This window comes from Riemerella anatipestifer ATCC 11845 = DSM 15868, assembly GCF_000252855.1.
GTDB classification, from domain to species: Bacteria; Bacteroidota; Bacteroidia; order Flavobacteriales; family Weeksellaceae; genus Riemerella; species Riemerella anatipestifera.
The window spans coordinates 1092470-1113909 of record NC_017045.1; the positions used below are offsets into that span (position 1 = coordinate 1092470).

The following is a 21440-nucleotide window of genomic DNA, read 5'->3' on the forward strand; positions in this document are numbered from 1 at the left end:
CTACTTTAAATAAAAAGCTTAGGCAACTAAGACCTAAGCTTTTGTCTTTGTTATAACACAATTCTTAATCACCTACTCTGCTTGTCTAAATACCAATCCACTCTCTTTGAAGTAGTCTAGAATAATACGATCGCCATCGTTCACATTACCTGCGAGAATTTCTTTAGAAAGCTGGTTAAGCACTTCCTGTTGCAACAATCTCTTGAGCGGTCTTGCCCCAAACGAAGGATCATAACCTTTCTCTCTAATGTAGTTTAATGCATCTTCGGTAGATGTTAAAATGATATTTTTCTTTTCCAACATCTTATTAAAGCCTCTAAGCAAGTATTGTATAATCTTACCTATTTCTTTCTTATTAAGCGGTTGGAAGAGCACCACCTCATCTATCCTATTGATAAACTCTGGACGCAACGACTGTTTAAGCACTCCAAAAACTTCCTCTTTAGTTTTAGAAACTATTTCCTCCTGATTTTCTTCTGTAAGCCCTTCAAAATTTTCTTGAATAATATGAGAACCCAAGTTAGAAGTCATAATCACGATGGTGTTTTTGAAATTAACAACACGACCTTTATTATCCGTAAGCCTTCCGTCGTCTAACACCTGCAATAAAGTATTAAACACATCAGGGTGAGCCTTTTCTATTTCGTCTAAAAGCACTACCGAATAAGGTCTTCTTCTTACCGCTTCCGTAAGTTGTCCGCCTTCATCATAGCCTACATACCCTGGAGGAGCACCCACTAATCTAGACACCGAATGACGCTCTTGATATTCACTCATATCAATACGAGTCATATTATTTTCATCATCAAATAGGAACTCTGCTAATGCTTTTGCCAATTCGGTTTTACCTACTCCTGTAGTTCCTAAAAATAGGAATGAACCAATTGGTTTTTTCTCATCATTAAGTCCTGCACGGTTTCTTCTGATAGCGTTAGCTACCGCTTCTATTGCTTCCTCTTGCCCTACTACTCTTTTGTGGAGCTCGTCTTCTAGGTGAAGTAATTTTTCTCTCTCGCTTTGCAGAAGTTTAGTTACAGGAATCCCCGTCCATTTAGAAATAACTTCGGAAATATGCTCTGCCGTTACCTCTTCTTTAATAAGTTCATTTTGGTTATTCTGCATCAGGAGTTCTATCTTGCGAAGTTCCTCCTCTTTTTCCCTTAGCTTACCATACTGAATTTCCGAAACCTTAGCATAGTCGCCTAACCTTTGAGCTCTTTCTGCTTCTAGTTTCAACGCCTCAATGTCTTTTTTAATCTGAGTTAAATCTTCAGACTTTTGTTTTTCTTGTAGCCACTTCGCATTGATTTCGTTTCTTTCCTCGGTTACCTTAGCTATATCTTCTTTAAGGTGGTCTATTTTAGTTTGGTTACCTTCTCTAGAAATTGCAGCAAGCTCTATCTCTAGCTGCATCAATTTTCTATCTAATATATCCAGCTCTTCGGGCTTAGAATTGATTTCCATTCTTAGTTTAGAAGAAGCCTCATCTATCAAGTCAATAGCTTTATCTGGAAGAAAACGGTCTGATATATAACGCTGAGACATTTCCACTGCAGCGATAATAGCTTCATCTTTAATCCTGATTTTATGATGAAACTCGTACTTATCCTTAATCCCTCTCAAGATAGAAATTGCCGACTCCGTATCTGGCTCTTCCACCATTACTTTCTGGAAACGACGCTCCAATGCTTTATCTTTTTCAAAGTATTTTTGATACTCGTTAAGCGTCGTTGCTCCTATAGCTCTAAGCTCCCCTCTAGCCAAAGCTGGTTTTAGGATATTAGCCGCATCCATTGCTCCTTCTCCACCTCCAGCACCTACCAGAGTATGTATTTCATCTATAAAGAGTATGATTTGTCCATCGGATTTCGTTACCTCATTAACCACAGATTTCAGACGCTCTTCAAACTCGCCTTTGTATTTAGCTCCCGCAACCAACGCCCCCATATCTAGTGAATAAAGCGTTTTATCCATTAGGTTTTCTGGTACATCTCCCGAAATAATCCTGTGTGCAATACCTTCAGCTATAGCGGTTTTACCAACTCCAGGCTCTCCTATAAGGATAGGGTTGTTTTTGGTTCTCCTAGAAAGAATTTGCAATACACGGCGAATTTCCTCATCTCTACCAATCACAGGGTCTAGTTTGCCTTCCGCAGCGAGTTCGTTAAAATTCTTAGCGTATTTGCTCAAACTTTGGTAAGTCTCCTCCGAACTCGCCGAAGTAGCCTTACTCCCTTTCCTAAGCTCCTTTATTCCTGCTTCTAGCAAAGCCTTGGTAACTCCCATATCTTTAAGTAAAGAAGATACCGAAGACGAAACCTCTATTAAAGCCAACCAAAGGTGCTCTATGGTAACATACTCGTCTCCCATTTTTTTAGCTAAATTGGGAGCTTCCAAAAGCACTCTATTACCTGCTTGAGAAAGATACAAACTACCACCTTCTACCTTAGGAAGAGTTTCTAAGTTTTGCCTATTACGCTCTCTGATGAGAGTAGCATCTGCTTCTGATTTTTTTAGTAGAAAGCTAGAAATAGTGTCATCACTTTCAAAAACACCCTCTAAAACATGTTGAGGTTCTATACTTTGATGCCCGAACGCCATAGCTAACTGCTGTGCCTTCTGAATCACCTCTTGTGATTTTACTGTAAACTGATTTAAATTCATAATGATATATGTGATTTTTGTTTAAACTTTATTTTTACTCTATGAGATTAACAAAAAGCGTTCTATCATAAAAAGCACAACAAAACAAGACAAAATTTCCTATTTTACACCTTTAAACCAAATAAATAAAGACAAAATTTCCTATTTACACACAAGCCTTTCTCATTCTTAAAAAGATTTATATTAGAATTTTTTAGTCAAAACACCCATTTTTTAGTCCAAACGACTATGAAAATCTCGCTATATTTGCAAAAGCAAAGAAAATATTAAATGAAATATCTTATCGTAGGGCTTGGCAACAAAGGAGATGAGTACACAGAAACTCGCCACAATGTAGGCTTTAAAGTTGTAGAAAAAATTGCAGAAGGCATAGAGGCTCCTTTTAAAACAGCTAACTTTGGCTGGGTAGCAGAGGGTAAATATAAGGGTAGAAAGGTAATATTACTAAAGCCTGACACCTATATGAATTTAAGCGGTAACGCCGTGAAGTTTTGGCTAAAAAAAGAGAACATTCCGCTAGAAAATTTGCTTGTCATCACCGATGATTTAGCCCTGCCTTTCGGTACGCTTAGAATGAAAATGAAAGGCTCAGACGCAGGACATAACGGACTGAAGAATATCCAAGAACTCCTACAAACGCAAAACTACCCAAGATTAAGGTTCGGTATTTCTGCCAATTTCTCCGAAGGTAAGCAAGTGGACTATGTACTCGGCAAATGGACTGAAGAAGAACAAAGCAAACTCCCAGAACGCCTAGAACAATTTACTAAGGCTTCTTTGGCTTTTGTTTTCGCAGGCATCCAAAATGCGATGACGGGCTTTAATGGAAAGTAATCCGCTTCGCTAAATTTCCTTTTTATAGATAGTGTACTCCTTGTACATTCTATGGTCAGGCAAACGCTCTATCTCTGCACGCATCTTGTGATTTTCTCTCATAATCAAGTGGCTATCTACCGATTTAAAGCCTAGTTTAATCGCAGAACCAAAAAGGTGCGTTGCCAAGACCGCATCTAGACCTTTGTTTTGATAATCTGGTGCTATACCGCCTAACAATAGCACCAATCGTTTAGATGTTTTAGACGCTCTCAAAATATGAAACCAACCCAATGGCAACAGTCTCCCTTTAGCCTTTTTAATCCCTTGGCTTAGGTCTGCCATCGCTATCACAAACGCCACTACTCTCCCCGAACCATCACTAATGATTTTAATTAACTTAGGATTTAATAATGGGAGAAAACGGCTGGCAAAATCGTCCATTTCTTCCTCTGAAATAGAAGTAAAACCGTAGATTTCTTGATAAGTAGCATTGATAAGATTAAATACCGACCTCACAAAAGGCTTCACCTGTTTCGTAGAAGTGAACTGATGTACCGTGATGTTCATTCTGCTTTGTATTCTTTTTGTAAAAGCCTCGTAGCGTTCGGTAATTTTAGATGTTAGTGGAACATCATATTGGCACAGTTCCACAAAAGAACTATACCCCGAAGCCAAAATCATTCTAGACATATACTCAAAGCTAGAATTGGTAATCATCATCGTAGGTTCAGAGAATCCTTTGGTAAGAAACCCTTGAGGCTCTTTGTCGGAAAATCCCATCGGTCCGATAAGCTCTTCGCAACCTTTAGACTTTGCCCATTGCTCTACCTCTTTTAGTAACGCCGAGAATACAGCTTCGTCCTCATAACATTCAAAATAGCTAAATCTTGCTGTTTTAAGGTTTTGTTTTTTGTTGTACTCATGTGGTATAATCCCCATAATTCTACCAACTGCTTTTCCATTTTGGTAAGCCAATAACAAGATGGTATCGTTATGCTGAAATGCAGGGTTTCTCTTAGGATTAAAAAACTTCTCTTCATCCATATAAAGAGGCGGTAGCCACTCCTGATGATTATGGTGTATCTTCTCTGGAAGGTAGATAAAAGTATTAAGTTCTTTAGCACCTTCTACTTGTTTTATAGTGATTTCCATTGTTTTCGTTTTTTTATAAAAAATAAAGTCATACTTGAACTAAGCAAGTAAACCAATACTCCTGTAACTCCTCCCGCTAAAACATCTACCGCATAATGTGCTTTAATATACACCGTAGAGAAAACAAGAATAAATGTGAATGGCAATATTAAGAAAAATAATTTTCTGTAATGTTTAAATAGCCAAATCAGAACTACCACACTCACGCCCACATGAGAGCTAGGAAATGCCGCCGTAGGAGCTTCGCCCATCAATTGGATTTGTTTTACTGCCATTCCAAAAAGACCATAGGCTTCTACCGTATTGTTAGGATAAGGAAAATAAAACTGTGGTCCTTCTGCTGGAACAAAAATAAAAATGGTGTAGTAGATAATAAAAGAAGTAATCAACAGAGCACCAAAAAACTCTAGTTGGTTAGGCTTGTACTTAAAAAGCATTCCCATCACAATGAGAGGCATTAGGTAATAGAAGAAATACCCTAAGAACATTAGCTCACTAAACCAAGGATAATCAAAGACCCTAGAAAACTCTAGCGAGGGCTGAAAGCCAAACAAAAGGTGGTCTATTTTAATCAACCAATCATCTATTTTATCAAAAAACATAAGATTGAGTTGTGCCGTTTCTTTATAAACTATACTCAGAAAGGCATAAGCCAACAACCAGCTTACCAACATTTTTAGTTTTGGGTAGTTTTTCAGTTGTTTATCAAAAAATAAAGCCGCTAAAAACACTGCAAAAAAATAAAACCTCCCTTCTAATATTGGTATAAGAAAAAAGCCATCGGGTTTTACCAACAACACCAAAACTAGCGTAACCACCATATAAAAGGTTAAACTAAACCAACACAACGAAATCCCCCCTAATATTTTCTTCATAGATAAAAAAACCCCCAAAGATACAAGATTTATGTTTAAGTAAGTTCAATATATTAAGCAAAACTTTAGATCTAATCTACATTTAGATTACCCTCAAACAATAACATTCTCCTAACTTTTTTCAATAAAAAAACATATTTTTCACATATCCTTTTTTTTCTTACTTTTGTCAGAAACTAGTTATGAAAATCTCAAACATTTTTGCAACCTGTCTTTATTTACTTACTGCTATTTTCAGCTATGGTCAAATACCATCATCCTCCAAATTTGAAATCATCCCCGTTAATGATAGCACTTTCCATTTTAAAAGCACTTATGACAATAATGACACTTATTATTGGGAATTTAATGATGGAGTCAAGACAATAGTATCCATAGAAAAGAATCCAATTGTACATTTCTCTTCTTTTAATAAAATCATATCAAAATTAACTACAGAAAGTGCTTTTGGAAGAGAAACTTCCAAAAGAGAGATATATAAACTTAAAGAACAGTATTTTAATCTGAGTACGGGCATAGATAAAAATGGTTCCCCATTAAACGATTCTGGAGAACTTGATAATAACTGGAACTATGTATCTTCCAACGGAGAAAAATCTACTCCATACACAAGATATGCGATGAGTGGTTGGTCGTCACCGATAACAAACAACAAATCAGGTGTAAGCAATTGGATTACAGCAGGTAGAACTACAACAGGATATCATTACTACCACAGTAGAGTTTTCTCTGTTCCAAATAACACAAATGCTGTATTAAATTTAAGATCCCTCTCTTTTGTTAGAGGTTGGACTTACCTTGTAAAAATAAATGATGACAATTCTGAAATTGAAAATGAAATTACAAAAACCTCTTGGCTGAGTGATGGGGCAAAAGGTTGGTTAAATTCAAGAAATCCTGAAGTTGAGAATTACCTTATCCCATCGGGTAAATATTATATTAAGGTAAAAGCATATACAAATAACTCTTCACAAAGACAAGCTATAAATGTAAATACAAGTATAAGATATGAAAAAAACATATACATTTCAGATCTAGAGACTGTAGAATCTACTGTAAGTAAAGATTATAAATTAGCTCCAAACAGCTATATTTTTGATGTAGATTCTGAAAATGATGGACTATACATCCCTGTTAAAAAAGCTTATGAAATATGGGCTTCAGCATCAATCCCCACAGGAATAAACCAACCCATTAATGACACTAATAAAAAATTGTCGGCGTTTGTTTACTGGGAAGATATATCAGGATTAATAAAATCAAATATAGACTATAGACTAAATTTAATAGGAAACTCTCAATCATCAGTTATAGAAGTTCCTATTAATAAAACCGTTGGGAAAGGAAACGCTGTTATATCTTTTCATATCGGAGAGAATGGTAATTCCACAGACCCTATCTATTGGAGTTGGCATGTATGGGTCACCGACAATCCCTATAACGGTTCTAAACACAGGCAGGGGTTTGAAGCCAGACAACTAGAGGACGGATCTACTGAAATAATTCCTGACGAAGACTGGGGGTGGATGGACAGAAATTTAGGTTCAACCAACAATTCTTTCGGTAAGGGTCTTTGGAAAAAATCTGAGGGGCTTCTGTATCAATGGGGTAGAAAAGACCCCATTCCTCCTCTTGTTACTAACATGGATGATTTTTATGAAATTGAAGGAATTATTGGTAAAGTACGACATCCAAACGCCAAATATCAAAATGGAGCAAAAACAATAAATGATTTTACAATAAATTCATCCTCTCCTCAAAAATTTAAAAATCAACTAATCAAATCTATCCAAAATCCTCTAAGCTTATTATACATTAATCTCAATTATAATAATAACCCCAACCTACCCTATAATTGGTTTGGCGACACCGACAATCCAAACTTCCCCAACTATAGACTAGCACGATTGAATTTATGGTCTGATAATTCAAAAGGAATATCTAATGAAATTGATGCCAATGCCGACAGCTCAATAAAACCATATCAAACAAAATCATACTTTGACCCATGTCCTAATGGTTGGAGGATGCCCTCTGTTTTGGTATCCCATACGACAAGTGATGGGTGGGGAACAAAAGATCTAGGCATAAGGTTAGATTACTCTCCTTTTGGCTTTAAAACTAATATCACAACAAAAACATTTGAAATGTTAAAACATCATATAATAAAGCCTACCAACGAAAATGTTCCTAGCTATATGAAAGGAATTAAGGTCTACAATAAAATAGGTTTTGATTTAACAGATGTAAATGAAAAAAATATGGGAATATTTCCTGGAACTGGATTTATTGCTAAAAATAAGTCTTACACTGATACCCACGAAACCTATCTATGGACAGCAACAATGATGAGTTGGTATTATAGTAATAAAACTCCTCATGTGGAAGCAAGATCTCTCAGATTAGTACCTGATGGAGATCAAAAATATATAGTTGATCCTAGATTTCCAAATGTTCATGGCCTTTTCTACTACTTTCCCCTAAGCAAAAACTCAACTTCTGATGCCTTAGCCTGTAGATGTATAAAAGATCCTCTGTACAATATAAACAACTATAACTTTCCTACAATATATTTCAAAAGCACTAATAATAAGATTATATACAAAGAGGGACTAAATAACCCTAACACATATAATGTTACTAAAAGCAACAATGAACAAGTTATAGAAATCCCAGTCAGTAAAGCTTTCTCTGTGTATAATCAAATTTTATCTGATAATGAAATCCTAGAATTAGGAGATCTGAAAGCTAATGTCTTTTGGACTACAAATAAAGATTTAATACAAAATATCAGCATAAATACACCGAACTCAAACTTAGAAAATTTAAAAAACACTAAAATAGTTGTAAAGATCTCTCCTAACCAGTCTGGAAATGCTTTAATTTCACTTCATAATAGGAGTATAAAAAATCCTATTTATTGGAGTTGGCATATCTGGGTAAGTGATACAGATATAAAACCTTTACCTCCTTATACGACAGAGCCAATAGACTCTACTATCACAAACTATGTTAACTACGCTCAAAACAATCTATCTATTACCACTGAATTTATGGATAGAAACTTAGGAGCTTTAAATAGCTTTCCTACATTACAAAACCCTAACAACATTTCTGAGCAAGAAATATATAATATATCCACATCTGGAGGGCTCCTATATCAATATGGCAGAAAAGACCCTCTACCTTCTTTTGAAACCCCTGATGGAAAAAACTACCATATATACACCAGCTCACATGATAATGTGAGTGATAAAAATACATACATCAAAATAGATAAAGATTCTTATTCAAGAGATTATACAATTGAATATAACACATATTCTAAATCTATTCTATCAACAGACAAAAAATACCAAAAATTAAGAAAAAATATCATATTTTCTATCAGAAATCCCCTTTCGTACATGATCCCTAGTAATTATAATAATTTATACATTCTAGGAACAGATTGGGTTTCAGATGAACCTAATGAAGCTCATAATAGATGGGGGCATAGTGGAGATAAATCTGTATTTGATCCATGCCCATATGGGTGGAAAATTCCAAATATAATATCAGGAAGCAGTGATGTTGCATTTCAAAAGGGAACAACCCCTTGGTATAAAAAAGGAATTAGTGAGGCTGATTATAAAACTCCTATAAATTCATATAATGGAAATACCATAAAACTAAACAATAAAATCATTGGGTATACCTTCCCATCTGATTATTCTATTGGCAATTATTCTTTTATTGGCATAAAAGGATTTAGAGGAAACTCTATTCCCATCTCACAAAACCCTAGTCAACATTATTCAGGAGTATGGTCTTCAGGTTTCTCTTCTCATTATAAAGGCTTCGCCAATGGCATTTTGTTTGATAATATTCTTAATTCCATGCAAATAAAAAGGGACTTTGACCCCTATATGGCTTTAAATGTCAGATGTGTAAAATACGAAAAAGAACCTTTAATATTCAACATTAGTTTCCCCCATGTAATAAACAATCAACAAAGCAAGCTTATTGATAATAAAAACAATATAACCATACATCCTAACCCAACACAAGATGTAGTATTTATATCAATTCAACAGTTTGAATATAAAATTATAAATACTAGCGGAGCTGTTATTAAACATGGATATGAAAACTCATCAAAAGTAGACTTTTCTAATCTTCCATCAGGAGCGTATATACTACACATAAAAAATGGAATAGAAAAATCATTCAAAATTATAAAGAAGTAAATAATCTTATATGGAAAATAACATCTCTCCATCTATACATAATAACTTTGATCTAATTAGACTCCTTGCTGCTATTCAGGTTGTTTTTAGACACACTTTCTATAAGTATGATTTTCAGAGTGAAATTTTAAACTTTATAAAAGAGCTTATACTCGCATTCCCTGGTGTACCAATCTTTTTTATGGTTAGTGGCTTCCTTATTTATTGGTCTTTTGATAGAAATTCCAAAAATGTAAAAAAATATGCTAAAAATAGATTCTTCAGAATCTACCCCGCTCTTTGGTTTTGTCTTTTTGTTACTATCACAGTACTGTGGATTCATGATAAAAATCATACTATTTATAGTAATTTTGGTATATTCTTAACTTGGATATTAGGCCAATTAAGTATCATCCAATTCTGGACACCAGAGTTTTTAAAATTCTTTGGAGAAGGCTCTCCAAATGCTAGTCTTTGGAGTATCTGTGTAGAACTACAATTTTACTTTTTTGTACCTTTTCTATTTTTTTTAGTAAGAAAGTATAAAAATTACAAATTCTTTATATTCTTTATGTTTTTTACTTCTTCTATTATATTCAACCATTGGATATCTCATTTTGATAAAAATTTTTTAATTTATAAATTGGGATTTGTATCTCTATCACAATACCTCTTCTATTTTATGCTTGGAATATTTTTCTACAATTACTGGGGAACTATTAGACGATTTATTGAACAAAAATGTATTATTTGGACTTCATTATTCATATTTCTATATTTTTTATGCAAGAATCATATTGATATAGATCTTAACAATTATTATCTACATTCTTTTTATAAAATAGCTTTTATAATATTATTAAATATCTCTATCCTATCTTTCGCTTTTAGCCAAAATAACATATCACATATTTTATTAAGAGGACAAGATATTTCATATGGAATCTACATTTATCATATGCTTATTATCAATATCTTCATTCAAAATAGCTTATCCATACACAATAATTTTGTGATAATTTTACTAATAACAATTATAGCCGCATCTTTATCTTGGTTTATTATAGAAAAACCTATTCTAAAAAGGATAAGGAAATGACTAAGAGCCAAATAATTTCTTAAACACAGATCCTTAATCCTTAAAATTTTCCTCATTAAAAAAATTAGGCATCAGTTTATAAAAACCAATGCCCAACTTCCTAGTGAAAAACTTATAAAATGAAATTAAATTGCTTTACCATGACCAAGCTCTATATGAGAGTGTTGGTCTTTTTCATAATCTTTATAAGATGTTCTAAACCCTAATAATACAACTTCTATATCTTCTTCTTTTGCTCTTACATTAGCAAAATCTTGTATCAATTCTAACACATCTGTAGTAATATAAGAAGTATTTCTAGCATCTATAGTTACTTTAGAATTAGGTTTTATATTTTTTAAAGTCTTCTTGATAGCCGCTTTATTAAGGAACGACACCTCTTCTGCTAATCTGATAGTAACCTCATCAGCTTCATCTAAGTCTTCACGACTAAAATAGTACGCTCTTTTCATATTCCCTTGTAAAATATAGAATATAGAAATCGCCATACCTACTCCCACTCCTTTTAGTAAGTCTGTAGCCACAACCGCAACTACCGTAGCGATAAAAGGAATGAATTGGTACTTCCCTTTGTGCCAAAAGTGAGCAATTGTAGATGGTTTTGCTAATTTATATCCTACTAAAAGAAGTACCGCTGCTAGAGTAGCCAAAGGTATCTTATTAAGGATAACAGGTATAGATATTGCACAAACTAATAACAATACGCCATGTATAATAGCCGAAACTTTAGATGTAGCTCCCGCATTGGCATTAGCAGAAGAACGAACTACTACTGAAGTCATTGGAAGCCCTCCAATAAAGGCACTCACCATATTACCTATCCCTTGAGCTCTAAGCTCTAAGTTGGTATCTGTAATTCTTCTTTTATTATCTAATCTATCCGCAGCTTCAATACATAATAATGTTTCTATAGAAGCTACAATAGCTATAGTAGCCCCCACTACCCAAATTTGGGGGTTAGTAAATCCTGAAAAATCAGGCAATACAATCATATTTTTAAAATCTTCAGCAGATTGAGGTACTGGCAGATTAACTAAATGTTCTTCACTTATCGCTAAAGAGCTTCCACTAGCCTTGAAAAACTCATTTAATAAAATACCTACCGCTACCGCCACTAATGCTCCTGGTAACATTTTAAGTTTTCTAAGTGCTGCCACATTGTCCCACAACAAAAGAATCGCAAGAGAAACTAATGTTACTATAATTGCCCCCATATGCACCGATGAGCTAAGATTTTGAAGATAGCTAGATATAGAATCAAGATTATAGCCGTTGTCAAAAATGGTTTCATTTCCTTCAAAATCACTATCATATCCTAAAGCGTGCGGGATTTGTTTCATAATAATGATAACTCCAATACCAGCAAGCATACCTTCTATCACATTAGTAGGGAAATAATTAGAAATACTACCTGCACGCACAAATCCTAAAATCAACTGTATTACACCTGCTATAATACCCGCGCAAAGAAAAAGCTCAAACGCTCCTAAATCTGTAATAGCTGTAAGGATAATCGCTGTTAAACCAGCAGCAGGTCCTGATACTGATATATGCGAATTACTAATATAACCTACCACAATACCACCTATAATACCAGAAATAATACCAGAAAGCGGCGGTGCTCCAGATGCTAATGCAATTCCTAAACACAATGGTAATGCTACCAAGAATACCACAAGTCCTGAAGGAAAGTTTTCTTTAAAACCTCCTAATAAAGATGTCTTTTTCATTTTAAATATTGAAATAATTAGAACTCTCGTTTCTACAATAACCAATAACCTCTCTAAGAGAATTTACCGTTATTTCAAACGACTAAAAATTGATAAAATATCAAGCTGAACCTCCTCAGATAAGAAGAGATAGTAGTAATATTATGCTTCTGGAGGCGTATAATGCACCGATAAGAACGGTGAGAGAAGAGCTGCATCATCAGAACTTATAAACACTCTACTGGCGTATTTATAGCTAGACAACAAGGAAAAATCCTGCAAACTCATAACTTCCGAAATCATTTTCTCCGAAAACGAAATGGTTTCTCCAGACTGTGTTTCTTCTTCAGAGATTGTAAAAGTAACTATTGAAATGTCTTCACCAAACATCTTGGCGATACTTGGTAACGCCATAAAGTTTAGGAAAATCATCAACAATAAAATACTTTTAAACCTCATCTAAAAAACTTTTAAGGGTTTAGATTTTTGTTATTTCTTCTACTCATTACCCAATCAGAATCTGTTAGATTGTAGATTTTTTGAATATCTTTAAGCATCTTAGCAAAATCAAGATTCAAATCTATCAACTTACCAGTTCTTAAATCAAACACCCACCCGTGTACAATAGGAAACTCCTCTAAAATGTATCTTTCTTGCACACACGCCATTTTAATTACATTGATGCATTGCTCCTGAACATTCAGCTCTACCAATCTATCGAAACGCTTATGTTCGTCTTCGATAGCGTCTAGCTCCGCTTGGTGTAACCTGTAAACATCTCTAATAGTTCTCAACCAAGGATTAAGCAATCCTAAATCCTGAGAAGACATAGCAGCTTTTACACCTCCACAATTATAATGCCCACATACCACAATGTGCTTTACTTTAAGATGTTCTACGGCATATTGTATAACTGCTGTAGAACTCATATCTAAAGTATTTACCACATTAGCTATATTTCTGTGAACAAACACTTCGCCCGGCTGAGCTCCCATTAACTCCTCTGCCGTTGCTCTACTATCCGAACATCCAATGTAAAGAAAATCTGGAGTTTGATTTTTAGCTAAATTTTTGAAAAAATCAGCATCTCCACCCAGTTTACTTTCTACCCACTTTTTGTTGTTTTCGAAAATTACTTGATACGAATTTGGCATAATATATAAATTTTAAAATTAGTCTCCTCGTTTTGAATAATTTTCAAACTATCGTCAACACCCTAGGGTATCAAGAATTATGCAAATATAATGTTTTTGAACCAATTAAAGTATTTTTTAACACTTTTTATAATTAAACTTTATGGTTAATATAACCCTCCGTTGCTTGGTCGTTAGGGATAATTTGTGCTGGATTCCCCATAACTATAACTACAGAACCACTAGATACATCGGTATTCACATACGCATTAGGGGCTATAAGGACGTTATTCCCTATAGTTATCCCACCCACAATTACAGCATTAGCCCCAATCCAAACTTCATCTCCAATGGTAGGCACGCCCTGCTTTTTGCCTCGGTTCTGCTGACCTATGGTAACCCCTTGTGCTATATTGCAATTTTTACCAATAATGGTTTTCGGATTGATAACCACCGCTCCCCAATGTCCCAAATAAAAACCTTCGCCTATTTGAGTTTCAGGATAAATCTGAAAACCATATTTTATTTGATAGTGCCTAAGAATAAATCGTACAATAAACCCTAAAAAAGGAGTACTTCTATATTTCTGTGCTTTACGAAACCAATAAATATAATGCAGATTAGGGCTGAAGCATTTTTTCAAAACCTGAATCCCAGAAAGCCACTTTCCACTCTCTCGGTAGAAGTCTTTTTGTATAGTAGTGTAATTCATCTAAGTCCGCTTGATAAACTTATGGCAAAGATAGAGAAATATCTCTATAATATCTAGACCGTGCGTGAGGGCGAAAGGCATTGTGGGAGCTCATCTTATAAAAAATGAAAGGAATCAGCCTTCGATTTTATAAGATAGCGACTGCCCGAAGACCGACCCGAGCCTAAGCCACTGCAAGGACTAGGGGCACGCCCTAATAAAAAAAGCGGCTCTAACTATCTAAGATTTGCATTATCTTCTCCACAGAATTGGTAAGATTGAATGGCATTTGGTAATCTTTTAGTTTTTCTTGATAGGTTTGAAAATACTGTGGATTGGTAAGTGCCTTTTTCATTCCTTGGTAAATACCTTCTTCTGAATTATCTACAATAAATCCTAGCTCTCCATCTAAGAGCATCTCTCTAACCCCAGAAACATCTGTTGCGATAATATTCTTTCTCAAAGTAATCGCTTCAAACAACACGGTAGGATAGCCCTCGTACCTCGAACTTAAAATATAGAAATCGGCATTTTTGAAATACGGATATGGGTTATCTGTAAAGCCTAGCATCTCCGCCGTGCTATCTATTCTAAGTTCTGTTTTGAGTTTTTGGATATTATCAAAATCATAGCCATCCCCTATAATCTTCACAAGATGTGGCAGACCTTCATCCAAAAGCCTTTTGTGTACTTTGAGAAGTCTATCAAACCCCTTTTGTGGAAACACTGTACCCACGGATACAAAGGTAGGCAGATTTGTGTGTGATAATTTCCCTAGCTCACTTTTATTAAGAATTTCTTGTGTGTCTACTGGATTATAAACCCTAATGATTTTATTTTTTTCTGTCTCGCTTTGGGCTAAACCGTCAAAGTCTTTCTGTATATGCTCGGATATGACCATAATCTTATCGTATCCAAAAAACTTTCTAATTTCAGCATCTGTATAATTGTGAAATTCGATTTTTCTTAAATCATTATGTATCCAAATGATTTTCTTAGATTGTTTCAACGGCGAATTTAACACCTCATCTCTAAAACCGTGTATGGCAGCTAATTCAATATCATACTTTTTACCTTTGAGAATAAAATGATACAGTAATTTTGGAAACTTTTTTAGTATTCCTTGATAAATAACTCTAAACGCTTTTTGAGGAATATCCTGCAAACGATTAGTGGTTATCATTTCCCCTTTGTTTAGATATAAAACATTAACCCAACTAGGAACTTCCGATAGATATTTCCCCGAGTATAAATTGAGTAACAAGTCCACCTCATACTTATCTGGCGGAAGGTTTTTAAGAAAAGTTACCAGTACCTTCTCCGCTCCACCATGTCTCAATGAACCTATACGAATGAGAAGTTTCTTTTTTCCATCACTCATATCTATCTTTTTAAGGTTTTTAAATAAGTAATAAAACTTTCGTTAAACTTAACGACCGCCTCTTGGTTAAGATGATTACTGTCGTAAAAGTCTATAGTATCGTTTAAAGGTAATTCGCCATAAAAATTCTTATAAGTCCCCATAGTTGATAGAAGACTATCCACAGATTTATTATTAGTTTTAGACTCATAAAGTTTCTTAGTAATGGGGGCTTGAACTAAAATATAGGGTATATTTCTTTTCTTGATATAGTCTAAGTTTTCCTTCAGAGCCTCAATTTGTTTAGGGTTAAGTTCCCACTTGCCTTTTGCTTCTTCTAGCATTGGATTTTTTCTAAACTTTGTTTCCACAAAACCACCTCCCTGCACATAAACATCATCATTCTGTATACTTGGTTCAGAAAATGTTTTATTTAAACCTAATATTTGTCTATATAAACCATAAATAGCTGTATTAAAAACTGCTAAGTGCCTAGTACGCCGTACCATTTCAATAGCATTAACATCTATTTTATTGTTACTTAACATATCCAAAGAAGACTCTACACCATCAGCCGAAAGCGTTCCTGCATACACTTCGTAAACTATCATTTTAGGTTTTATCCTATCCAAATATTGCTTGAGTAACACCTGCGTGTTAATAGGTGATTGCGAACTAGAACCTAAATTAAATGAAGAAATACCATTTTTACTAAATACCCTAGTATCAAAACCTCGATAAGCGTGTGATGACCCTAAAAATAAAATATCTGGACTTTTTTCTAGATTGCCAACATCTCTGGTTCTGGAAAACAAATGACCATAGCACCCCACACAGTTTCTCACATTCTTAGCCATAAATGGTGGCATTATCTGGCTCCATATTGGCAAAACTACTACATAGAACACACTTCCAAAAACGGAGAAAAATATAATCTTTTTTATAAATGATTTCATATCTATTAAAACTGAAAATAAATAAATGGTGTCTCGTTAGTCTGCATAAATAGACCGATTAAAAGAAGGAGAAAAGAATAAAATAACCATCTCACAATCAGTAAATTACCCCCCCTATTTTAAAAAAGACAATATTGGTGAGCTTTTGTGGATACTTTATTCCTACTTTTATTTCGTTTGTTAAGAATTTTTCTAATGCAAACGCTCCTCTTCGTCCTTGCCATTCCATTATCAATAAAAAGCCAACTAGAATCAGAGTAGCTAATGCCGCCTTATTAAGACTAGGAAAACTGAATAATGATGGTTGAAATATGTTAGTAACATAAGAAATAGCATGAGCCATACTTTCTGCTCTGAAAAAAATCCACGCAAAAACCATCAATCCAAAGGTAGTAAGCATATTAAAAACATCTCTTAAAGAAGGTAACAGTCTATCGTGAGCCACCACTTCTATATTATTTCTATTCGTTTTCAATATAATGGACGGCATTATGAAAAGGGCATTTAGAAATCCCCAAGCAATAAAGGTCCAATTTGCTCCGTGCCAAAATCCACTCACCAAGAAAATAATGAAGGTATTTCTAATTCTCATCCAATTTCCGCCCTTGCTCCCGCCCAAAGGAATGTACAGATAATCTCTAAACCACGTAGAAAGAGAAATGTGCCAGCGTCTCCAAAATTCTGCTACATCACGAGAAAAATAAGGATAAGCAAAGTTCTTCATCAAATCAAATCCAAATAAGCGAGAAGTACCTATGGCAATATCCGAATAGCCAGAAAAATCTCCGTAGATTTGAAAGGTGAAAAATATAGCTCCAAGCACTAGCGTACTTCCCGAAGAGGTATCTGAACTCGCAAAAATCTGATTAGCATAAACCGCACAGTTATCCGCTATTACCATTTTCTTAAATAGCCCCCAAAGAATTTGACGCATACCGTCCACCGCCTTAGTGTAATCAAATTCCCTCTTTTTATAAAATTGAGGTAACAGGTGCGTGGCTCTCTCAATAGGTCCTGCTACTAACTGCGGGAAAAAACTCACAAAGGCACTAAATGCTATGAAATCTTTGGTTGGCTCCAATTTTTTCTTATACACATCTATGGTATAGCTTAATGTTTGGAAAGTATAAAAACTAATCCCCACAGGAAGCAAAATATTAAGTGTATGAATAGATGGTTTTTGTCCAAAAAAAGTAAATGCTGCTATAAAGTTATCTATAAAAAAGTTACAATACTTAAAGAATCCTAAAAACCCTAAGTTAATTATCACACTAATGATAAGATACATCTTTCGTTTTTTAGGCTTCTCATCTAATGCCAGTAATCTTCCTAAAGAATAGTCTAAGATTGTACTAAATAGGATAAGAAAAAGAAAACGCCAATCCCACCAACCATAAAAAACATAACTTACAACTACTATAAAAAAGTTTTGCAGTTTTATATTTCTATGAAATACAAACCAATAAAGTATAAAAACTATCGGTAAAAATATCGCAAATTCTATTGAGTTAAAAAGCATAAAACTATCTCACTTTATGATACAAAAAACTAAAGGGTAAAAGTCCCCAACTTAACACCTTGATTAGAGACGGTTGAATATCCATCAAGATATTTCTAAAAGAACTTCCATTTTTAAATGAATAGTACTGATAGCCTACAATATTCCTTAGTAATGCTTTAGGATACGCCAATAACCTCCCTCCATAGCTATTGAGAAAAGACAAATGCCCTTCCTTTAAACCATAAACATTCTTTCCCGTCCATCTGGTATTAGAGACGGAGGCAGCGTCATCTTCGTCTTTGTGATAAACCCTCACCACTTTATTAATAAACCTTGTTTTAATTCCTTTAGCATCATACTCGTTAAAAATTACCGATTGCGGAATGTAGCCTTTCCCTTTGTAGGAGCTATAATCCTTCCCAAGAATTTGGCGGTGGTAAGTTGGTGTAATAAAAATTCCAAATTTATCTCCTCTAACCTTGTACTTATAACGCATATCGAAAATACTTCCGTCAAACCCACCGTGAGGATATTCATCGCCCACTATTTTTCCACTTTCATCTACGGAAAGTCCCATCACACCAATGTACTCTTCAGGATTGTTAATGGCTTCCACCTCATTAAGGAGAACTTCCAAAGCATCATCAGGGTAAGAATCATCAGAATCTACCACCATATGGTAAGGTGTAGTAACCTTCTTTATACCATCTAACACCGTTAAAAACTTATGCTGGTTAGGCTGATAGCAATACTCTATCTCAAACGGACTTTCTTCCTTAAATCCTTCCACCACTTCTTTAGTGTTATCGGTAGAACCATCGTCCATAATCAACCACTTAAAGCCTAAAAAACTCTGCTTTTTTAAAGAATTAAACACCCGTGGCAAAGTGTGAGCGCGGTTATAGGTTGGCGTAACTATCGTAATTTTTATATCGTTGTTCATTTTTAAATGCATTTACTTGGTAGCTACCAATCTCTCAAACACTTCCGTAACTTGAGCATATATCTTTTTCTCATCAAACTTTTCATCAGCCCCTAATGTTCCTTTCTTAATTTTCTCCACCAACTCTGTATTAGTAAGGAATGCTTTCATTGCTTCAAAAAGTTCATTTTCATTGTAATTAACTAAAATGCCGTCTTTCCCATCATCTATCATCTCGGGTATGCCTCCTACATTAGTAGAAATTATTGGTTTCCCTAAAGCCATAACTTCACCTATCGTTAGCGGATAACTCTCCGATTGAGACGGTAGCACAAAATAATCCGACGCTTTAACATAAGGCCAAGGATTTTTTTGAGTATCCAAAAGTAAAAAAGTTTTTTCTACGGATAGTTCTTTAGCTTGATTTTTCAGATTTTCCATTTCATTTCCTCCACCTATAACGGCAATAGAGTGTAGCAACCCTTCGTCTATCAATCGTTTATGAACTTTTATTAAAGTATGATAACCTTTTCTACTATGCAACCTTCCAATTGAGGTAAAGCACGGACGGACATCAAAATTTACTTTAAAAGCCTCTGCTTTTTCTCTCGCTTCATTGATTTTAATGACATTGTAAATAACCGAACTCTTTGGGTAAGTTACACCATACAAATCTTCTATCACCTGTCTGGTTTGTGCAGCCCCAAAAATCATCCAGTCAAACCTCTTCATCAAATCAATGCGTTTTTTTACCCTTGCCTCATCTTTATCGTAGCTAACATCAGTGTGGAACCACCCTACCTTTTTAGATTTTTTATTAGGGGAATTAAGCACCATCTCAAATTCCGCATAGCCCGGCGATACTTCTATATCGTACTCTTCCTTTACTTTAAAAGCATAAAGCAAACTCGGAAATTTATCGTAGAATTCTAACTTCAATCGCCTTAGTCCCAGTTGTATTTTTTGAACAAAAGCATTTTGAGACATCTGCTCTCTCCCTTTTTCCACAACGATAAGCCTAATATCTTTAGGTATTTCGGAGACCAATTCGCCTTGATACAAATTAAGCATTAAAGCCAAATCAAACTTATCCTTAGGAAGGTTTCTCAACAAATCCAAAACCACTCGTGGCACCCCTCCCATCTCTAAAGATCTAAGCCTAAATAATACTTTTATTTTTTGTGATTTATTATTAATCATCTAATTATTATTTTTACTGTAGTACTTTCTAATCCATAAGTTCACAGGTTCTTCAATATACTTGAACAGTACAATTGATATAATATTTAAGACAACAAAAATAAATAACTTATTGCTCCAAATATTATTATTGATAAATATTGGGATAAAACCTTTATGAATTAAATAGAATATATATGAGCTTTTTCCCAGTAACACCATAAAAGGAGCAGATAAAATTTTACTAATAAAGGTTCTTTCATGGATAAGCCCCCATAACAGAGGCGCTATTCCTAATAAAGATAAAGCTCCCATAGAGACAAACACAGCGGGATCATACTTTAAGTCGAAAATCGCACGGAAATACTGCATTCCTATAAGATATACGAGTATAAAACCTATCCCTACATAAGTAACCTTATCTTTTAATATATGTATACTTTTACTTTGTTTACTAACCAACAAGGCTAAACCTATTCCTACAAAAAACTCTATAATATAAGTAGCTATATTCTTTTGTAAGAAACCTCCTAGATTGGAAAAGTTAGAAAAAAATTCCTTCATTCCAAAACCAAAAATGAAAATAAAAATTGGCAATAAATAGAGCCAAATTTTCTTTTTCTAATTAAAATAAAATAAAACGGTGCTGTTACATAAAACATTTCTTCTAAAGTAAGCGTCCACCCTTGTGCCACTCCTCCTAAAAAATATTCTTTAAAAAATGCCTTTGTCATTGTAAAGCTCAACAGAGCCTCTATTGTTTTTTCTTGAGTCCAAATACCAGAAGTAAGATAGCCACTTATAAAAACCCCTACTGTAATCAAAAAATACATGGGATATATCCTTGCAAATCTATTTACCATATACTTCTTGAAATCTATAGGGTTTTCATTAAAATATCTATAAGTTATTAGAAACCCACTCAATACAAAGAACATATCCACTCCTATATGAAATTCCCATACAATATTAGCTATCCATTTTGGGTAAGAATGTGATTCATTTTTAAATGGGAAAAAATGGTATATAAAAATCATCCAAGCAGCTATTGCTCGATATCCTGTAAGGGCAGGAAAAAAAAGTTTATTATTATTCATTAGAAATTATCCACTCTATAATTTTCGGCAAAGATAAACAAAGTAATTATGTTTTTTTAACAAGTTAAGTTCATACTT

16 protein-coding genes and 1 pseudogene are annotated in these 21440 nt (G+C 34.4%); 3 read left to right on the forward strand and 14 right to left on the reverse strand.

Annotated features, from left to right (window positions below; all coding sequences use genetic code 11):
* Positions 1 to 72: 72 nt before the first annotated feature.
* The gene (gene clpB / locus RA0C_RS05230) at positions 73 to 2664 is read right to left on the reverse strand and encodes an ATP-dependent chaperone ClpB (RefSeq protein WP_004918125.1); all 2592 of its coding nucleotides are present in this window, start codon (positions 2662 to 2664) and stop codon (positions 73 to 75) included.
* 270 nt (positions 2665 to 2934) lie between these two features.
* Between clpB and pth the strand changes: the two genes are divergently transcribed.
* Positions 2935 to 3498 carry an aminoacyl-tRNA hydrolase gene (gene pth / locus RA0C_RS05235; RefSeq protein ID WP_004918128.1) on the forward strand — a complete coding sequence of 188 codons (564 nt, stop codon included), beginning with the start codon at positions 2935 to 2937 and terminating at the stop codon, positions 3496 to 3498.
* A 9-nt stretch (positions 3499 to 3507) separates the two neighbouring features.
* On the opposite strand, the gene RA0C_RS05240 is transcribed toward pth, so the two are convergent.
* Both RA0C_RS05240 and RA0C_RS05245 read right to left on the reverse strand, forming a co-directional pair.
* Positions 3508 to 4632, reverse strand: a complete 1125-nt coding sequence (locus RA0C_RS05240; RefSeq protein ID WP_004918129.1) for a hypothetical protein — start codon at positions 4630 to 4632, stop codon at positions 3508 to 3510.
* Positions 4617 to 5507, reverse strand: coding sequence for a phosphatase PAP2 family protein (locus tag RA0C_RS05245; protein ID WP_015345420.1), 891 nt, complete (start codon positions 5505 to 5507; stop codon positions 4617 to 4619). Before RA0C_RS05245 ends, RA0C_RS05240 begins: the two co-directional genes overlap by 16 nt.
* A 182-nt stretch (positions 5508 to 5689) precedes the next feature.
* On the opposite strand from RA0C_RS05245, the gene RA0C_RS05250 reads away from it, so the two are divergent.
* Together RA0C_RS05250 and RA0C_RS05255 are read left to right on the forward strand one after the other, a co-directional pair.
* Positions 5690 to 9736 carry a T9SS type A sorting domain-containing protein gene (locus RA0C_RS05250; RefSeq protein ID WP_004918134.1) on the forward strand — a complete coding sequence of 1349 codons (4047 nt, stop codon included), beginning with the start codon at positions 5690 to 5692 and terminating at the stop codon, positions 9734 to 9736.
* A gap of 10 nt (positions 9737 to 9746) precedes the next feature.
* A complete protein-coding gene (locus RA0C_RS05255) occupies positions 9747 to 10814 on the forward strand; it encodes an acyltransferase family protein (RefSeq protein ID WP_013446929.1) in 1068 nt (355 codons plus the stop codon).
* A gap of 125 nt (positions 10815 to 10939) precedes the next feature.
* Here RA0C_RS05255 and RA0C_RS05260 read toward each other — a convergent pair whose 3' ends face one another.
* The 11 genes and pseudogenes from RA0C_RS05260 to RA0C_RS10560 all read right to left on the reverse strand — a co-directional run bounded on the left by RA0C_RS05260 (position 10940) and on the right by RA0C_RS10560 (position 21362).
* Entirely contained in the window at positions 10940 to 12544 is a 1605-nt protein-coding gene (locus RA0C_RS05260) for a SulP family inorganic anion transporter (RefSeq protein WP_013446930.1), read from the reverse strand.
* Between the two features lie 141 nt (positions 12545 to 12685).
* Entirely contained in the window at positions 12686 to 12982 is a 297-nt protein-coding gene (locus RA0C_RS05265) for a hypothetical protein (protein ID WP_004917413.1), read from the reverse strand.
* Positions 12983 to 12993: 11 nt separating this feature from the next.
* Complete coding sequence (locus tag RA0C_RS05270; RefSeq protein ID WP_004917412.1) at positions 12994 to 13677, reverse strand: carbonic anhydrase; 684 nt, start codon at positions 13675 to 13677, stop codon at positions 12994 to 12996.
* A gap of 133 nt (positions 13678 to 13810) precedes the next feature.
* Positions 13811 to 14368, reverse strand: a complete 558-nt coding sequence (locus RA0C_RS05275) for a serine O-acetyltransferase (protein ID WP_004917409.1) — start codon at positions 14366 to 14368, stop codon at positions 13811 to 13813.
* Between the two features lie 211 nt (positions 14369 to 14579).
* Positions 14580 to 15728: a glycosyltransferase gene (locus RA0C_RS05280; protein ID WP_004917408.1), complete on the reverse strand. Its 1149-nt coding sequence runs from the start codon at positions 15726 to 15728 to the stop codon at positions 14580 to 14582.
* Between the two features lie 2 nt (positions 15729 to 15730).
* Positions 15731 to 16663 carry a hypothetical protein gene (locus RA0C_RS05285; protein ID WP_014411271.1) on the reverse strand — a complete coding sequence of 311 codons (933 nt, stop codon included), beginning with the start codon at positions 16661 to 16663 and terminating at the stop codon, positions 15731 to 15733.
* A 5-nt stretch (positions 16664 to 16668) separates the two neighbouring features.
* Positions 16669 to 18182, reverse strand: a pseudogene (locus RA0C_RS05290) (MBOAT family O-acyltransferase).
* A gap of 4 nt (positions 18183 to 18186) precedes the next feature.
* Positions 18187 to 19107 (reverse strand): glycosyltransferase family A protein, encoded by a 921-nt coding sequence (locus RA0C_RS05295; protein WP_013446932.1) that lies wholly within the window; start codon positions 19105 to 19107, stop codon positions 18187 to 18189.
* 12 nt (positions 19108 to 19119) lie between these two features.
* Positions 19120 to 20286 carry a glycosyltransferase gene (locus RA0C_RS05300; RefSeq protein ID WP_013446933.1) on the reverse strand — a complete coding sequence of 389 codons (1167 nt, stop codon included), beginning with the start codon at positions 20284 to 20286 and terminating at the stop codon, positions 19120 to 19122.
* A complete protein-coding gene (locus RA0C_RS10555; protein WP_014411273.1) occupies positions 20287 to 20829 on the reverse strand; it encodes an acyltransferase in 543 nt (180 codons plus the stop codon).
* Positions 20826 to 21362 (reverse strand): acyltransferase family protein, encoded by a 537-nt coding sequence (locus tag RA0C_RS10560; RefSeq protein ID WP_231919860.1) that lies wholly within the window; start codon positions 21360 to 21362, stop codon positions 20826 to 20828. The genes RA0C_RS10555 and RA0C_RS10560 overlap by 4 nt, the downstream gene beginning before the upstream one ends.
* Positions 21363 to 21440 lie beyond the last annotated feature (78 nt).

Bases quoted from the DNA above. Each gene is read 5' to 3' on its own strand.
- clpB (WP_004918125.1), bottom strand. From the start codon at position 2,664: ATGAATTTAAATCAGTTTACAGTAAAATCACAAGAGGTGATTCAGAAG.
- pth (WP_004918128.1), top strand. From the start codon at position 2,935: ATGAAATATCTTATCGTAGGGCTTGGCAACAAAGGAGATGAGTACACA.
- RA0C_RS05240 (WP_004918129.1), bottom strand. From the start codon at position 4,632: ATGGAAATCACTATAAAACAAGTAGAAGGTGCTAAAGAACTTAATACT.
- RA0C_RS05245 (WP_015345420.1), bottom strand. From the start codon at position 5,507: ATGAAGAAAATATTAGGGGGGATTTCGTTGTGTTGGTTTAGTTTAACC.
- RA0C_RS05250 (WP_004918134.1), top strand. From the start codon at position 5,690: ATGAAAATCTCAAACATTTTTGCAACCTGTCTTTATTTACTTACTGCT.
- RA0C_RS05255 (WP_013446929.1), top strand. From the start codon at position 9,747: ATGGAAAATAACATCTCTCCATCTATACATAATAACTTTGATCTAATT.
- RA0C_RS05260 (WP_013446930.1), bottom strand. From the start codon at position 12,544: ATGAAAAAGACATCTTTATTAGGAGGTTTTAAAGAAAACTTTCCTTCA.
- RA0C_RS05265 (WP_004917413.1), bottom strand. From the start codon at position 12,982: ATGAGGTTTAAAAGTATTTTATTGTTGATGATTTTCCTAAACTTTATG.
- RA0C_RS05270 (WP_004917412.1), bottom strand. From the start codon at position 13,677: ATGCCAAATTCGTATCAAGTAATTTTCGAAAACAACAAAAAGTGGGTA.
- RA0C_RS05275 (WP_004917409.1), bottom strand. From the start codon at position 14,368: ATGAATTACACTACTATACAAAAAGACTTCTACCGAGAGAGTGGAAAG.
- RA0C_RS05280 (WP_004917408.1), bottom strand. From the start codon at position 15,728: ATGAGTGATGGAAAAAAGAAACTTCTCATTCGTATAGGTTCATTGAGA.
- RA0C_RS05285 (WP_014411271.1), bottom strand. From the start codon at position 16,663: ATGAAATCATTTATAAAAAAGATTATATTTTTCTCCGTTTTTGGAAGT.
- RA0C_RS05295 (WP_013446932.1), bottom strand. From the start codon at position 19,107: ATGAACAACGATATAAAAATTACGATAGTTACGCCAACCTATAACCGC.
- RA0C_RS05300 (WP_013446933.1), bottom strand. From the start codon at position 20,286: ATGATTAATAATAAATCACAAAAAATAAAAGTATTATTTAGGCTTAGA.
- RA0C_RS10555 (WP_014411273.1), bottom strand. From the start codon at position 20,829: ATGAAGGAATTTTTTTCTAACTTTTCCAATCTAGGAGGTTTCTTACAA.
- RA0C_RS10560 (WP_231919860.1), bottom strand. From the start codon at position 21,362: ATGAATAATAATAAACTTTTTTTTCCTGCCCTTACAGGATATCGAGCA.